Source organism: Xanthobacter pseudotagetidis, assembly GCF_043194795.2.
GTDB classification, from domain to species: Bacteria; Pseudomonadota; Alphaproteobacteria; order Rhizobiales; family Xanthobacteraceae; genus Xanthobacter; species Xanthobacter tagetidis_A.
This window is the reverse complement of sequence record NZ_CM195534.1, coordinates 4,543,569-4,557,487: the sequence shown is the minus strand read 5'-3', so window position 1 is coordinate 4,557,487 and position 13,919 is coordinate 4,543,569. Positions and strand designations below refer to the sequence as shown.

Sequence of the window (13,919 nt, the reverse complement as noted above, 5' to 3'; positions counted from 1 at the left end):
GCGCGTCTCCTCACATGGTCGCTTGATGGTCGAGGCCGAGGCGCAGGGCCTCCATCTCGGCCTCCGCCTCGCCGATCTCGGTGAGCACCTTCAGGGTGGCGGCGGCCTCGTCCTCGTCGATGACGCTCATGGCGAAGCCCACATGCACCAGCACCCAGGCGCCCACGAGGTCGTCGAGCGGCCGGCCGGGCGCGGCGACGCAGGCGACATCCACCGCCCGCCGCACGCCGGAGACGTCGACGGTGCAGAGCATGGCATCGGCGTCGGCGACGGCGACGATCTGTCCGGGAATGCCGAGGCACATGGTCTGGCTCCTAGAGGGTCTTCAAACGGCGTGCTCCCTCTCCCGCGTGCGGGGAGGGCCGGGGAGGGGGCATGGCCGGGCGGCGCGCTCCGGGAAAGAGGGCGCGCCTGCAGTCGAGGTCGCTTTCCCCCTCCCAACCCTCCCCCGCACGCGGGAGAGGGCTTTCGCGCGGGGCTTCGGGAGGCAACGTCATCCATCGTTCCCGCCCCTCAATGCGATTTCGCGAAGGCGCCGCCGCGGGCGATGCCGTAGCGGTCGAGCTTGGCCCGCAGGCCGACGCGAGAGAGCCCCAGCTCCTCGGCGGCGCGGCTCTTGTTCCAGCGGCAGCGCACCAGCGTCTCCATCAGGATGGTCGCCTCCATGCGCTCCACGCGGTCCTTCAGCGGGCCGGTATCCGGCATGGCGATCGCGGCGGCCTCGCGGGTGGCGGCGGCGGCGTCGCGCACCACGTGGGGCGAGAGCAGGTCGGCCGAGAGCAGGTCGGCGCGCGCCAGAACCAGCATGCGCGTCACCTCGTTCTGCAGTTCGCGCACGTTGCCGGGCCAGTCATAGGCCTGCATGCAGGCCAGCGCCTCCTCGGTGAAGCCCCTGGCCTTCTTGCCGTGCTGGGTGGCGAGCGCGTCGAGCAGGCTCTGCGCCAGCACCGGCACGTCGTCGCGTCGCTCGCGCAGCGGCGGCAGGGTCAGCACCATGGCGCACAGGCGGTAATAGAGGTCCTCGCGGAAGCGGCCGCGCGCCACCTCGCCGTTGAGGTCGCGGTGGGTGGCGGCGATCACGCGCACGTTGACGCGCTTCGCCTCGTTGGAGCCCACCGGGCGGATCTCGCCCTCCTGCAGGAAGCGCAGCAGCTTTACCTGGAAGGCGGGCGAGACGTCGCCGATCTCGTCCAGCAGGATGGTGCCGCCGTCCGCCTGGTCGAGCAGGCCGACGCGGGTGACGTGGGCGCCGGTGAAGGAGCCCTTCTTGTGGCCGAACAGCTCGGATTCCAGCAGTTCGTCCGGGATCGCCCCGCAATTCACCGCGAAGAACGGCTTGTCGGAGCGCAGCGAGGAATAGTGGATGGCGCGCGCCAGCAGCTCCTTGCCGGTGCCGGTCTCGCCGGTGACGAGGACCGGCACGTCGAAGGTCGCCACCTGGGCGGCCCTGAGGCACGCCTCGCTCAGCGGGCTGCCGGGCGTGCGCACCAGAGCGTCGAAATGGAAGCTCCGCGCCACCTCGGCCCGGCGCGCGGCGATGCGCGCCTCCGCCGCCGGCAGCGATAGCTTCATCTCCAGGCTCAGCCGCTCGTGCTCGCGCTGGAGGCGGAACAGGTGCGCGGCGTTGCGGGCGGCCAGCAGCAACTGGTCCGGATGCCAGGGCTTGGTGATGAACTGGTAGATGCCGGCCTCGTTGATGGCGCCGATCATGTCCTCGGGCTCGGTATAGCCGGTGACGATGATGCGCAGGATGTCGGGCCAGCGCTCGCGCACCTCGGTGAGCAAGGCGACGCCGGAGGTCTTCGGCATGCGCTGGTCGCAGAAGATCACCTGGATCCATTCCTGCTCCAGGATGCGCCGCGCCTCCTCCGCGCCGGAGGCGGTGAAGACGTCGAACTCCTCCTCCAGCACACGCGCGATCACCTCCACCGAGCGCGGCTCGTCGTCCACCACCAGGATCGCGGGGCAGCGCGTCATCGCGCGCCTCCCGCCGCGCGGAGCGCGCCGGCTTTCGCTTCGGCCGCCGCCGCGAGCCGGGCGAGGCGGGCGGCGCGGGCCTCCTCCAGCCAGCCGAGCCAGGGGGCAAGGCCCCCTTCGGCGCGGCTCGACACCTGGAGGATCGTCGCCTGCGGGTTGATGCGGCCGATGTTGCGCGCCAGCACCTCGGGGTTCGAATCCACATAAGGCGCGAGGTCGGCCTTGGTGATGAGGACGAGGTCCGCGCTCTCGAAGATGTCGGGATATTTCAGCGGCTTGTCGTCGCCCTCGGTGACCGACACCAGCGTCACGCGGTGGGTCTCGCCGAGGTCGAAGTCGGCGGGGCAGACGAGGTTGCCCACATTCTCGATGAACAGCACGCCGCCGGGCGGCAGGGGCAGCCTGTCGAGCGCGTGGCCGACCATGTGGGCGTCGAGGTGGCAGCCCTTGCCGGTGTTGATCTGCACCGCCGGGGTGCCGGTCTCGCGGATGCGGCGGGCGTCGTTGTCGGTCTGCTGGTCGCCCTCGATGACGGCGGCGGGCAGGCGGCCGGCGAGCGCCCTCAGCGTCTCCACCAGCAGCGTGGTCTTGCCGGCGCCGGGGCCGGAGAGCAGGTTGAGCGCGAACACGCCGCCCTCGGCGAGGCGGGCGCGGTTCCTCGCGGCCAGCGCCTCGTTCTTGGCGAGGATCGAGGTCTCGATCTCCACCATGCGCGCCTGGGAGAGGCCCGGCGCATGGGCGCGGGCGGGGCCGGCGCCATAGTCCAGCGTGCGGGGCTCGCCGCGATGCACATGGTCGTGTGCGTGGGCATGGGTATGGCCGTGGTCATGGTTGTGATCGTGGACGTGCGTGGAGCCGTCCGCGTGGGTGTGGGCGTGCCCGTGGCTGTGCGGATGCCCATGGTCGTGGTGATGGCCATGCCCGTGCGCATGATCGTGCGCATGGTCGTGATCGCGGGCGAGCGTCTGCTTGCTCTGCCCGTCGGAGAGGGTGGCGCCGTCACCGCCGCAGCCGCAAACCGTGCACATCAGGTGACCTCCAGGTCCTTGATCTTCATCTCCGTGCCGCCGTTCGGCACCAGCCGCTCGCCGCCGCAGCGCGGGCAGGGGGCGAGGCGGTGCGCCAGCGGCACGGTCTCGCAGCAGTCGAAGCACCAGCCGGTGCCCTCCTCCTCCAGCACTACCAGCTCGGCGCCCTCGGCGGGCGATCCGGCCATGACGATGTCGAAGCCGAAGCGCAGCGCCTCCACCTCGACGCCGGCGAAGCGGCCGATGGCGAGGCGCACCCGCGCCACCTTCGAGAAGCGCTCGCGGACGGCGGCCTCCTCGATCGCGCTGCGCAGGCTCTCGCACAGGGCCATCTCATGCATGGGCCGCCTCCGCCGGAAGGAAGGCGACAGGGACGCACGGATTGACCGCCGACACCAGCAGCGGCGCGAGCCGGGCGCCCTCGGCCCCGGCGGGCAGGGTCGCGAGCGCGCGCTCCAGCAGGCCGCCGGGGGCGAGGTTCCAGGCGCTGGGCGAGACCACGCGATAGGCGGCGACGCGCCCCGCCTGAAGGCGCGCGCCATGGGCCAGCAGCCCGCGCGCCGCATAAGCGAGGCCGACGCCCGCGGGGGCGGGAAGCTCCGGCTCCGGCGCGCCGGCGAGCGCGAGGAGGCAGTCGGCCAGCCGGGCGATGAGGCGGGCGAACAGGGTCGGTCCTTCAGCGGCTAGCAAGGCGCGGCACAGGGGGGTGCCCGCGAGGCGCGCCAGCGCGCCGGTCTCGAAATGGAGAGCGGGCTGTCCAGCGCAGATGAGGTCCCCCTCTCCCGCTTGCGGGGGAGAGATGGGGAGGGGGCCCGGGGGGGAGATGGGGAGGGGGCCAGCCCCGGCATCAGCTTCGCGCGGCGCGCGGGCGGACGAGGCCCTTTCCCCCTCCCAACCCTCCCCCGCAAGCGGGAGAGGGCCTCGCGCGCCGGGCTCCGGGTGCCGGGCGTCTGCCCCGTCCGGCTGGTCGCCGCGCGCCCCCTCCCCCCTTGCGGGGGAAGGCAGGGTGGGGGGTGTCGCGCCCGAAGAGGTCAGGGCGGCAAGGGAGGCCGAGGCAGCTTCACCCCCCACCCCGTCCCTTCCCCACAGGGGAGGAGGGGGCGCGTCGGGGGAGGTGTCTATCATCGTGGCCAGCACCTGCGGCGTGAGGAGCGGCAGTCCGGCGCGGCCGAAGGCGGGATCGGTCTCGTGGCGCAGGCGGGCGAGGAGGCGGACGGTTTCGGTTTCACCGGCCGCGAGCCAAGCGTCCAGCTCCGCGGGAGAGAAGGCGCAGAGCTCGCCGGCGTCCCCCGCCAGAGCGCGCGCCAGGGCCGGGGCACCGTCCGGCCGGGCGAGGAGGCCGAGGCTCGCGCGGTCGGGCGCGGCGCCGAGCGCCTGCGGCCAGTCCACCAGCATGGCGCGGGCATGGTCGCGGGCGCGCTCGCGCGCCGCCGCCTGCGCCGGAGCGTCCCGCTCCGCGGGGAGGCCCAAGGCGGCGGCGGCGGCGCGGGCGTGGGCGGCGCCGCAGAGGTTGAAGATGAGGGGCGCGAGCCGCGCCGCCTCGCCGGGCGAGCGGCCGACCAGCACCCGCGCCGGGTCCGCCGTCATCCGCCGCGCCATGCGCCATCCCCCGCCCGCAACGGCCGGCGCGATGGCGATGGAGGCGAGCACGGCGGGCGCGTGGATCATGGCGTGCCGGCCTCCGGCGCATCGGTGCGGGGGCCGAAGATCATGGCGCGGCGGGACAGTTCGGCGGGCGCGGCGGCAGGCGGTGGCGGCCCCTCCGCGCCGTCCTCCTCCGCCTGCGCCTGCGCCAGCTCGGTCTCGCGGCGGCGGCGGATCTCGCTTTCGCGCGTGCCGTCCGCGCGGTTGGCGGGATCGAGCAGAGCCGGGATCACGGCGACGGCGGTCTCCACCGCCTGCAGCATGGAGGTGAAGCCGAACATGGGCGAGAACAGCGAGCAGGCCCGGTAGGGCCCGGTCTCCGGCCGGTCGGCGGCGAGGAATTCGTAGCCGCCGGAGGGAAAGGCCACCATGCTCTTCTCGCCGGTCTTCGCGCCGGACCAGTCCTCGTCCGGCCCCGGCAGCAGGATCAGGTTCATGAACCAGGGCGTCACCAGCACGCCGAGCCCGCGCCCCTCATGCGTCCGGAAGCCCACGGCCTTCACCCCGAGCGTCTCGTTGACGAACGGCACGCCCTTCATCTTGCCGGCATGGATCTCGCGGAACGCCGCCTCGAAGCGGGCCGGCGCCTCGGCCACCAGGGCCGCGAGGCGCGGGTCAATCTCGGGTACCGCCGGCGCGGGCGCGGCCTCCGGAGGCACGCCGGGATCGAGCACCATGAACTGGGTGCGCTCGCCGTCGCACACCGGGCAGCGCCAGTCATCGGGCAGCGCCGCGAACGGCGTGCCCGGCGGCACGTCCCAGGTGTCGCAGCCCCGGGCCGGGTCGTAGACGTGCCAGCAGATCTTGCACTCCAGCCGGGCGGTGGGGGCGAGGCGGGCGTTGTCGCCCATGTAGGAGCCCTCGAAGCCGCGATGGAGGGCGAGGTTCGCGGTGCCGCTCATGGCGCGCCTCACGAGATCGCCGCCAGCACCTCGGCGAGGCGCTCGGCGGAATCGGCGATGTCCTCTGGCGCGGCCAGCGCCACCTCCGGCACGTCGGAGACCTCGATGGTGTCGAGGATCAGCATGTCGGTGGAATTGTAGTAGCGCACGCGCCAGACATCGCGCGTCGCGGTGGCGTCGATGCGGCAGTTGCCGTAGCCGCGCGAGAGGATGGTGGTCGCCCCCTCGCCCAGCGTCCGCTCGATCAGCGCCAGGTCTTCCGGCGTGTGCGGCAGCAGCGAGAGGTTGATGACGTGCGGCGCCGCGCCCGGCGCCCGCGCGCCTGAGCGGTGGGCGATCTCCACCAGCAGCGGCGGGGCGTTGAAGATGCCGGGCATGGGCGCTTCCAGCGCCTTCAGGTCGATGTCCCAGCGTGGCGGGAAGGCGCGCAGCAGCGCCCCCTTCGGGAACGCGCCCACCTCCACCCGCTCGGCGCCGTCGGCGGCGCGCAGCCGCCAGACGCCGGCGAAGGTCGCCTCCTGGATCTCCACGGCGCGGCCCTCGCCGGCGACCTTCACCGCCACCTCGCCCTCGCCCAGGGTCTCGTTCACCAGCGCCCGGTTGGCGGCGTCCAGATGGGCGAGCGGGACGGTGGCGGTGGTGCCGGGCGTCCAGTCGCGCAGCGCCGCGAGGATGTCGGCGACCGCCTTGAGCGCGGGGGCGAAGCGGGCGCGGTCCTCCACCTCCGGCAGGTGGGCCGAGAAGGTGCGCATGCCCGAGGGCAGCGGCATGTATTCGAGGCCGTCGTCGGCGCCGAGCTGGCTGCCGGGGCCGAAGCCGACCGGCGGCTGGGTGGCGAAGGGGCTGGAGGGCATCGCTCGGTCCTCAGTGGGTCGCGGGGGCGGGCGTGTCGAGGACGGCGCCGAGCCGGGCGAGATAGTCGTCCCAGTCGCGCATGCGGGCGACCGAGCCGATGGCCTCGCCGCGCCGCACCACCACGAGGGCGGGCACGGCGAGCTGGAGCCTGTCGCGCAGCGCCGCCTCCAACTTCGGCCCGGCCACCGCGCCGCCGATGCGCTCGGCGCCGCCCAGGGCGGCGATCAGCTCCGGCAGCACCACGGCGATGTCGGGGGTCTCCAGGTGCGCCTTGCCGTAGGCGGGCAGGAACAGGACATGGTCGCGCCCGTCGAGGCCGGCCAGGGCGTCGTCGGTCTCGGCCAGGGCATAGCCGCGATCCTCGATCAGCCGCCGCACCAGCGGGTGGAGGGCGGTACCGGCGGCCGCGCGGGGCGCGGGGGTGTCGAGGGTGGTCATCAGGCTTCCTTTCGGCCGGCGGCGAAGGCGGCGGCGAGATGGGGCGGCAGCGCGGGCTCGCGCGCCGCGAGGTCGGCGAAGGCGGCGTCGATCGCGGCGGCGTCGGCGGTGCCCGCCATCAGCGCCGCGACGCCTTCGAGCGCGGCGGCGACGAGGCGGGCCTCCTCGGCGTCCATGAGCCGGCGCGCGGCGCCCTGGAACACGAGGACGTGGTCGCCCGGCGCCGCCTCGGGCACCAGGGACAGGTCGATGGCCGCGACGCGCCCGGCGGCGTCGGCGCAGCGGGCCGAAAGGCCGTCCGCCGAGACCACGCGCATGGGGGTGCCGATGCACATGGCCGGCTCAGCCGCGCGCGCCGGCGAGGACGCGGGGATCGCCGATGCGGCACGCCTCCTCGGGCGAGGGGCGGCCGGCCTCGTAGGGCGCGCGGGCGACCGCTTCCGTGATGAGGGCGTCGCGGCCCGGCGCCGGGCGCGGCGCGGGATGGATGGCGAAGTCGCGCGCCAGCACGGCCAGCACCTCGGCCGCCGCCTCCGGCACCCTGGCGGCGACGATGTCGGTGAGGCCGCCGCCGTAATCGTCCAGCAGCGCCGGCTGCACGCCCACCAGCACCATGCGGCGCGGCGAGCGCCCGCGCAGCGCCAGGAGCGCGAGGATCTCCTGGAAGCCGGTCTGGTGCAGGCTCACCTTGCGGGCGGCGAGCACGGCGGGCACGTCGGCGTCGGCGAGGATGTGGAGGGTGCCGGGCGCGAGGCCGTAATCCACCGCGTCGACGATCACGACGCCGTCGGCCTCCTCCAGATAGGGCAGGAGGTAGAGGCCCTGGGTGCCGCCGTCGAGCAGGCTGACGCGGTCGGGAAAGTCGTGGCTGGCGTGGAGCGCCTCGATCACCCGGACGCCGAAGCCCTCGTCGGCCCACAGGATGTTGCCGATGCCGAGCACGAGTATGCGCTCGCCGTCCATGGGCGCTCTCCTCCCTCACGCTTCCTCCGGCGGTCTGCCGCCGCCTGTCTGGAACAGCTCAATTCAAGGAGCGTGCCACAAGCGGAATCGGGCTCCGGGCCGAGCGCAAGGCTTTGACTTCGGCTGCACGCCTTCCACGCCGGCAGCCCGGCAACTCCGTCAAATTTGGAAGAATATTAATCGAAATCCGGAAAAAATGGAAAGTATCCGGTCAAATGGTGCCCAGGTTCCCGGTCGCTGAGCGCCCGGCGCGAACGCCCCCGGCTTCGCCTTGCCGCACCCGTCCGCGGCGGCGGCATCCTCATCCATTCAATCTTTGCCGTGCAACGCATTCCTGCTGCATCGCGAGCCGCGCCTGGATCGATGGGGCTGCGATCCGGTGAGCGGGCGCGGGATTTGTATGCAAAGTGGCATCCGGTGGCGCCGGGCGCGGATCCCGCGCCCGCTGCCGCGATGGCCGGTGCGGGGCTGATGGCCGCCTCAGCGGCCGCTCCACGCCGGCTTGCCCTTCTCCAGGAAGGCGCGCACGCCCTCCTGGAAGTCGGCGCTGCCATAGGCGGCGCGCACCAGGTCCTCGCCCTCGGCGCGGCGAGGAGGCGGCGTCGCCCGAAGGCGCGGTGCGGGTGCGATGTGGCCATCCGGCTTCATATGTGACAGTATGGCGACGGCTCTGGGGGCGGGGTGGCGCGGCGGCGCGGCGGACGGGCCCGATCGCAATCGGCCCGGAGACCCCCCATTGCCTGAGGATTGTCTGCCGTTCGTGCGCGGCATCCTGCGCGTTGCGCTCTATGCCGGCATCACCGCCTTCCTGTTCCTGCTCATGTACATCGATGCCGTGACCACCGGCACGTTCGGCGAGACGTCGCTGGTGGAGATCGCGCAGTCGGTCATCCTCTTCGTCATCACCGCGATCTTCGTCTCGTGCGCGCTCAGGGTTTCCGCGCTGACCCGGTCCGCCTGGCTGCTCGCCACCTTCGCCGCCGCCTCGCTGATCCGCGAGAATGACATCTGGCTCGACATGCTGCATGAGGAGGGCTGGCAGATTCTGGCCACGCCCGTCATCGCCGCGGGCCTGTTCTACACCTGGCGCCACCGCGCGGCCTTCCTGGCCGAGCAGCGGGTGTTCACGGAGAGCATGTCGTTCGGCCTGTTCGTCAGCGCGCTGATGACGACCTATGTGTTCTCCCGCCTGTTCGGCATGGGCCGCTTCTGGCGGTCCGTGATGCAGGACGACTATCTGCGCCCCATCAAGGACATGAGCGAGGAATGCCTGGAGCTGTTCGGCTATGGCCTGATGCTGTGCGCGGCGATCGAGTTCATCGCCTTGGCGCGGCGGCTCGCGGCGGAGGCCCGCGCCGCCTGAGGCGACGGCCGGCCGGGGCATGCACGCCCGGCCGGCCCGCGGCTCATTCCGGATCGTCGTCCTTGAAGGAGCGGTAGCCGCTGGTCATGGCCGAGACCATGGACTGGCGGGACATGATGTCCTCGCGGATCACCGAGTAGACGTGGATGATGACGAACAGGATGATCACCCACATGCCGAGATGGTGCAGCGTGTGCACCTGCATGGAGCCGCCGAGCAGCGGGATCACCCAGCCGAACATCACGTCCTGCCACGAGCCCGGCCCGGCGCCTTCCGAATAGAGGGCGAAGCCGGTGACGATCATGAAGGCGAGGCCCACCACCATCACCCAGAACATGAAGAACTGGGCCAGCGGGTTGTGGCCCACGAACTTCAGGGGCCGCGGCTTCAGGAACGCGTACCACTGGATCTCGGTGAAGAAGCCGCGCCAGAAGTCCGATCGCCAGAAGCGGAAGGTGAACAGCTCGCGCGACCACTGGTTGCCCACGAACGCCCAGGCGATGCGGCCGAGGAACGCCACGGCGAGGATGTAGCCGGCCGAGAAATGCACGAACCGGATGGTGCCCATCAGATAGTGGGAACTCGCCTCGCCCGACAGCGTCGGGAAGGGCGAGCCGATGAAGTAGCCGGTCACGCACAGCACGACGATGGAGAGCGCGTTCACCCAGTGCCACAGGCGCACCGGCGCCTCGTAGACATAGACGGTGGTGAGTCTGCGCCCACCCGCCGCCGCGCGGGCGACGGCATCGGCGCCCGGCTTGGGGCGCCCGTTGGGCCGGGCGGGGGGAGCGGCGTCCGCGGAGGGAAGGGTGGCGTCGGTCATCTTCGCCTCCCTTAGCGCACGGTGACGCGGGCGAGTTCCTCGCCCTCGGGGGACATGACGTGGGTGGAGCAGGCGAGGCACGGGTCGAACGAGTGCAGCGTGCGCAGGATCTCCACCGGCTCCTCCGGGCGCTGCATGGGCGTGTTCATGAGGGAGGCCTCGAACGCGCCGATATTGCCCTTGGGATCGCGCGGGCCGCCGTTCCAGGTGGTGGGCACCACGCACTGGTAGTTCTCGATCCGCCCGTCCTTGATCTTGATCCAGTGGCCGAGGCCGCCGCGCGGCGCCGCCACCGTGCCGACCCCCTTGGCCTCCTTGGGCCAGGTCGAGGGGTCCCACTTCTCCATGTTGGCGGTCGCGGTGTCGCCGGCCTTGATGTTGGCGATCAGGGCGTCGAAGTCGTCCAGCATCATCTTGGCGCAGTAATGCGCCTCCAGCGCCCGCGCCAGGGTGCGGCCGATGGTGGAGGGCAGCGCCTGCTTCGCGGTGAGGCTCGTGCCGGCGAGCGCGTTGAAGCGCCCGAGGCTCTCGTCCACCTGGCCCTTCACGTAGTCGACGCCCTGGGCATAAGCGAGGATGTAGCGGGCGAGCGGGCCCACCTCCACCGCATTGCCCTTCCAGCGCGGCGCCTTGATCCAGGAATACTTGGCGTTCTCGTCCACCGCCTCGATGTTGGTGCGGGTGCCCTTGGCGGCGGGGCCGAGCTTGTACTGCGGGTCGGTGACGCCGTCCCACGGGTGCAGGCCCTTGTCGTTGTTGCCCTCACCGTAGGTGTACCAGGAGTGCGCGACGAACTCCTGCACCTGCGCCGGGTCGCGCGGGTCGATGGGATGCACCTCGTTCCAGTTGCCGTTGAGGATGACGCCGCCGGGCAGGCGGTCGGTCTTCTTCTGGCCCTGGATGGCCTCGTAGTCGCCGTAGTCCATGACGTTCTGGCCGGAGATGCCGCCGCCATAGAGCCAGCCCTTGTAGAACGAGGCGATGGCGATCACGTCCGGCACGTAGACGTTCTTCGAGAACTCGAACGCCTCCTGGAGCTTCAGCTTGACGAAGTTCAGCCGCTCCATGTTGAGCGGCGCGCCGGCGGCCATGTCGCCGTTCATGTTGATGGCGCAGGGCACGCCGCCGACGAGGTAGTTCGGATGCGGGTTCTTGCCGCCGAAGATGGTGTGGACCTTGACGATCTCCTTCTGGAAGTCGAGCGCCTCCAGATAGTGCGTCACCGCCATGAGGTCGGCTTCCGGCGGCAGCAGGTAGGCCGGATTGTCCCAGTAGCCGTTCTTGAAGATGCCGAGCTGGCCGCTCTCCACGAACTTCTTCAGCCGGTTCTGCACGTCGCGGAAATAGCCGGCGGAGGCCATGGGGTGGGCCGGCGAGACCATCTGCTGCAGGTCGGAGGTGGCCTTGGGGTCCGCCTTCAGCGCGTTGACCGGGTTCACCCAGTCGAGCGCGTGCAAATGATAGAAGTGGACCACGTGGTCGTGCCACTGCAGCACCTTGGCCATGATCTCGCGGATCAGGAAGGCGTTGTTGGGGATCTTGATGGCGAGCGCGTCCTCCACCGCCCGCACGCTGGTCAGCGCGTGGCAGCCGGTGCACACGCCGCAGATGCGCTCCACGAACGCCCAGGCGTCGCGCGGGTCGCGGCCCTTGAGGATCACTTCCAGCCCGCGCCACATGGTGCCGGTGGAGACCGCGTTGCGGATGACGTTGTTTGAATCCACATTCACCTCGCAGCGCATGTGGCCTTCGATGCGGGTGACCGGATCGACGACGATGCGCTTGCCGGAGGTGTCGAGGGAAAAGCCGTTCGGCGTCTGGATGGTCACTTGTCGCCTCCCAAGGAAACGTTCTTGTGGGCGCCGTTGTCGCTGTTCTTGGCTTGAGCGCGCTTGAGCGCGGAGACCGCGGCATGCGCCGCCACCGCGCCGCCCACGACCCCGGCGGCGACGAGACCCACCTGGTCGGCGTTGGCCTCGACCCCGAAGCCCGAGCCCTTGAGGTCGGCGAGGCGGGCGTACCAGGAGCCCTTGTCCCAGAAGCCATCCTCCGAGCAGCCGATGCAGCCGTGGCCGGCCTGGATCGGGAAGGAGACGCCGTCGTTCCAGCGCACGGTGGAGCAGGCGTTGTAGGTGGTCGGACCCTTGCAGCCGACCTTGTAGAGGCAATAGCCCTTGCGCGCGCCCTCGTCGTCGAAGTGCTCCACATACTGGCCGGCGTCGAAGTGGGGCCGGCGGTAGCACTTGTCGTGGATGCGCTGGGAATAGAACATCAGCGGCCGGCCCTGGCGGTCGAGCGCGGGGAGCTGGTCGAAGGTGAGCATGTAGGTGATGACGCCGGTCATCACCTCGGCGATGGGCGGGCAGCCCGGCACCTTGATGATGGGCTTGTCGAAGATCACCTCGTGCACCGGCGTGGCGCGGGTGGGGTTCGGCCTTGCCGCCTGCACGCAGCCATAGGAGGCGCACGAGCCCCAGGAGATGACGGCCTTGGCGTCCTTCGCCACCTTCTTCAGCTGGTCGACGAACGGCTTGCCGCCGATGATGCAGTACATGCCGTCCTCGTTGAGGGGCGGGTTGCCCTCCACGGCGAGGATGTAGTTGCCTTTGTACTTCTCCATCACCTCGTCGAGGATGGCTTCCGCCTGGTGGCCGGCGGAGGCCATGAGCGTGTCGTCATAGTCGAGCGAGATCATGGAGAGCACCACATCCTTCACCAGGGGATGGGCGGAGCGGATGAAGCTCTCCGAGCAGCAGGTGCATTCCAGGCCGTGGAGCCACAGCACCGGGGTGCGCGGCTTGGTCTCCATGGCATGGGCGATCTGCGGCGCGAACTCCGGCCCGAGGCCGAGCGCGGCGGCGGTGAGCGAGCAGTATTTCAGGAACGAGCGGCGGGTGATGCCCTGCCGCCGCATGACTTCATAGAACGTCTCGAGGGCCATCTGCGGCGTCCCCCCATGGGTTGCGCTTTGCGTTGCGCCCCGGCGCGCGTCGAGGCGCGCGGGGATGGGGAGAGAATGGCAAGCGCCGTGCCAGGGCCGGCGCGCAGGCTGGAAACGTTCTAGGACAAGGGGTTGGGGGCGCGCCTGCGTGTGGGGGGTGGATGGGGTGTGAGCGGTTGGCGGAGGGAGTGGAAAGGGGGTTGTCGAGGTCGGCGGCGGATCAGCCGCTCGCCTCGGGGCAGGTCCGGACGGAAGCGGTTCCAACGCGCCCGGTCTCGGGTCTTGGTCCGACGTCTCGTTTCCATTCCCCGCCGTGCGCCTGCATCCATTGCGGATGGATGCTCCGATCAAGCCGGCGCATGACGGCGGTTATTGGGGCTGTCGCTGGGCGTTTTCTCCACGGCCGCACGCGCTTCCCCGCTGCCGTCGCCTCCCCTCTCCGCTGCCGTCGCCTCCCCTTCCCGCCGTCGCCCTCCGGCTTGACCGGAGGGCCCATCCTGCGGCCGGGCGTGAGGCGCGGAGGTCGCTTGGATGCTCCGGTCAAGCCGGAGCATGACGGCGGTTATTGGGGGCTGTCGCTGGGCGTTTTCTCCACGGCCGCACGCGCTTCCCCCCCGCTGCCGCCCCTCACCGCCGTTGCCTCCCCTCACCGCCGTCGCCCTCCGGCTTGACCGGAGGGCCCATCTGGCGGCCGGGCGCGAGGCGCGGAGGTCGCTTGGATGCTCCGGTCAAGCTGGAGCATGACGGTGGTTTTTGGGGATGCGGTTGGGCTTCTCCGGCCACCTTCGGCCGCTGTCGTCACTCTCACCGCCGTCGCCTCCCCTCACCGCCGTCGCCCTCCGGCTTGGCCGGAGGGCCCATCCTGCGGCCGGGCGCGAGGCGGGGAGGGGGCGTGGATGCTCCGGTCGAGCCGGAGCATGACGGCGGTGAGGTTTTCACGCGTCCCGTTGACCTTTTCACCACTCTTGCCCCTTTCCCGCCGCGC

Annotated in this window: 15 protein-coding genes; 1 reads left to right on the top strand and 14 read right to left on the bottom strand. The window is 71.3% G+C overall.

Features of this window, described 5'->3' with window-relative positions; genetic code table 11:
• Nucleotides 1–10: 10 nt before the first annotated feature.
• The 11 genes from V5F67_RS20810 to V5F67_RS20760 form a co-directional block, all read right to left on the bottom strand.
• A complete protein-coding gene (locus V5F67_RS20810) occupies nucleotides 11–304 on the bottom strand; it encodes a HypC/HybG/HupF family hydrogenase formation chaperone (protein WP_394017923.1) in 294 nt (97 codons plus the stop codon).
• A gap of 209 nt (nucleotides 305–513) precedes the next feature.
• The gene (locus tag V5F67_RS20805) at nucleotides 514–1,977 is read right to left on the bottom strand and encodes a sigma-54-dependent transcriptional regulator (protein ID WP_394017922.1); all 1,464 of its coding nucleotides are present in this window, start codon (nucleotides 1,975–1,977) and stop codon (nucleotides 514–516) included.
• Nucleotides 1,974–3,005, bottom strand: coding sequence for a hydrogenase nickel incorporation protein HypB (hypB, locus tag V5F67_RS20800; protein WP_394017921.1), 1,032 nt, complete (start codon nucleotides 3,003–3,005; stop codon nucleotides 1,974–1,976). The genes V5F67_RS20805 and hypB overlap by 4 nt, the downstream gene beginning before the upstream one ends.
• Nucleotides 3,005–3,346 (bottom strand): hydrogenase maturation nickel metallochaperone HypA/HybF, encoded by a 342-nt coding sequence (locus V5F67_RS20795; protein ID WP_394017920.1) that lies wholly within the window; start codon nucleotides 3,344–3,346, stop codon nucleotides 3,005–3,007. The genes hypB and V5F67_RS20795 overlap by 1 nt, the downstream gene beginning before the upstream one ends.
• A complete protein-coding gene (locus V5F67_RS20790; protein ID WP_394017919.1) occupies nucleotides 3,339–4,673 on the bottom strand; it encodes a nickel-dependent hydrogenase large subunit in 1,335 nt (444 codons plus the stop codon). The genes V5F67_RS20795 and V5F67_RS20790 overlap by 8 nt, the downstream gene beginning before the upstream one ends.
• Nucleotides 4,670–5,551, bottom strand: coding sequence for a [NiFe]-hydrogenase assembly chaperone HybE (hybE, locus tag V5F67_RS20785; RefSeq protein ID WP_394017918.1), 882 nt, complete (start codon nucleotides 5,549–5,551; stop codon nucleotides 4,670–4,672). Before hybE ends, V5F67_RS20790 begins: the two co-directional genes overlap by 4 nt.
• Nucleotides 5,552–5,559: 8 nt before the next feature.
• A complete protein-coding gene (locus V5F67_RS20780; protein WP_394017917.1) occupies nucleotides 5,560–6,405 on the bottom strand; it encodes a hydrogenase expression/formation protein in 846 nt (281 codons plus the stop codon).
• Nucleotides 6,406–6,415: 10 nt separating this feature from the next.
• Nucleotides 6,416–6,844, bottom strand: a complete 429-nt coding sequence (locus tag V5F67_RS20775) for a thioredoxin domain-containing protein (RefSeq protein WP_394017916.1) — start codon at nucleotides 6,842–6,844, stop codon at nucleotides 6,416–6,418.
• A complete protein-coding gene (locus V5F67_RS20770) occupies nucleotides 6,844–7,179 on the bottom strand; it encodes a HypC/HybG/HupF family hydrogenase formation chaperone (RefSeq protein ID WP_394017915.1) in 336 nt (111 codons plus the stop codon). Before V5F67_RS20770 ends, V5F67_RS20775 begins: the two co-directional genes overlap by 1 nt.
• Before the next feature lie 7 nt (nucleotides 7,180–7,186).
• Nucleotides 7,187–7,807, bottom strand: a complete 621-nt coding sequence (locus tag V5F67_RS20765) for a HyaD/HybD family hydrogenase maturation endopeptidase (protein WP_394017914.1) — start codon at nucleotides 7,805–7,807, stop codon at nucleotides 7,187–7,189.
• A gap of 480 nt (nucleotides 7,808–8,287) precedes the next feature.
• Complete coding sequence (locus tag V5F67_RS20760; protein ID WP_394017913.1) at nucleotides 8,288–8,455, bottom strand: hypothetical protein; 168 nt, start codon at nucleotides 8,453–8,455, stop codon at nucleotides 8,288–8,290.
• Nucleotides 8,456–8,543: 88 nt separating this feature from the next.
• Between V5F67_RS20760 and V5F67_RS20755 the strand changes: the two genes are divergently transcribed.
• The gene (locus tag V5F67_RS20755) at nucleotides 8,544–9,170 is read left to right on the top strand and encodes a hypothetical protein (protein ID WP_394017912.1); all 627 of its coding nucleotides are present in this window, start codon (nucleotides 8,544–8,546) and stop codon (nucleotides 9,168–9,170) included.
• 43 nt (nucleotides 9,171–9,213) lie between these two features.
• Here V5F67_RS20755 and cybH read toward each other — a convergent pair whose 3' ends face one another.
• The 3 genes from cybH to V5F67_RS20740 are packed head-to-tail and all read right to left on the bottom strand — an operon-like array spanning nucleotide 9,214 to nucleotide 12,934.
• The gene (gene cybH / locus V5F67_RS20750) at nucleotides 9,214–9,993 is read right to left on the bottom strand and encodes a Ni/Fe-hydrogenase, b-type cytochrome subunit (protein ID WP_394017911.1); all 780 of its coding nucleotides are present in this window, start codon (nucleotides 9,991–9,993) and stop codon (nucleotides 9,214–9,216) included.
• An 11-nt stretch (nucleotides 9,994–10,004) separates the two neighbouring features.
• Nucleotides 10,005–11,822, bottom strand: a complete 1,818-nt coding sequence (locus tag V5F67_RS20745; RefSeq protein WP_394017910.1) for a nickel-dependent hydrogenase large subunit — start codon at nucleotides 11,820–11,822, stop codon at nucleotides 10,005–10,007.
• Nucleotides 11,819–12,934, bottom strand: a complete 1,116-nt coding sequence (locus tag V5F67_RS20740) for a hydrogenase small subunit (protein WP_394017909.1) — start codon at nucleotides 12,932–12,934, stop codon at nucleotides 11,819–11,821. The genes V5F67_RS20745 and V5F67_RS20740 overlap by 4 nt, the downstream gene beginning before the upstream one ends.
• Between the last annotated feature and the right edge of the window lie 985 nt (nucleotides 12,935–13,919).

Bases quoted from the DNA above. Each gene is read 5' to 3' on its own strand.
- V5F67_RS20760 (WP_394017913.1), bottom strand. From the start codon at position 8,455: ATGAAGCCGGATGGCCACATCGCACCCGCACCGCGCCTTCGGGCGACG.
- hypB (WP_394017921.1), bottom strand. From the start codon at position 3,005: ATGTGCACGGTTTGCGGCTGCGGCGGTGACGGCGCCACCCTCTCCGAC.
- V5F67_RS20740 (WP_394017909.1), bottom strand. From the start codon at position 12,934: ATGGCCCTCGAGACGTTCTATGAAGTCATGCGGCGGCAGGGCATCACC.
- V5F67_RS20765 (WP_394017914.1), bottom strand. From the start codon at position 7,807: ATGGACGGCGAGCGCATACTCGTGCTCGGCATCGGCAACATCCTGTGG.
- V5F67_RS20775 (WP_394017916.1), bottom strand. From the start codon at position 6,844: ATGACCACCCTCGACACCCCCGCGCCCCGCGCGGCCGCCGGTACCGCC.
- V5F67_RS20805 (WP_394017922.1), bottom strand. From the start codon at position 1,977: ATGACGCGCTGCCCCGCGATCCTGGTGGTGGACGACGAGCCGCGCTCG.
- cybH (WP_394017911.1), bottom strand. From the start codon at position 9,993: ATGACCGACGCCACCCTTCCCTCCGCGGACGCCGCTCCCCCCGCCCGG.
- V5F67_RS20770 (WP_394017915.1), bottom strand. From the start codon at position 7,179: ATGTGCATCGGCACCCCCATGCGCGTGGTCTCGGCGGACGGCCTTTCG.
- V5F67_RS20790 (WP_394017919.1), bottom strand. From the start codon at position 4,673: ATGATCCACGCGCCCGCCGTGCTCGCCTCCATCGCCATCGCGCCGGCC.
- hybE (WP_394017918.1), bottom strand. From the start codon at position 5,551: ATGAGCGGCACCGCGAACCTCGCCCTCCATCGCGGCTTCGAGGGCTCC.
- V5F67_RS20780 (WP_394017917.1), bottom strand. From the start codon at position 6,405: ATGCCCTCCAGCCCCTTCGCCACCCAGCCGCCGGTCGGCTTCGGCCCC.
- V5F67_RS20810 (WP_394017923.1), bottom strand. From the start codon at position 304: ATGTGCCTCGGCATTCCCGGACAGATCGTCGCCGTCGCCGACGCCGAT.
- V5F67_RS20795 (WP_394017920.1), bottom strand. From the start codon at position 3,346: ATGCATGAGATGGCCCTGTGCGAGAGCCTGCGCAGCGCGATCGAGGAG.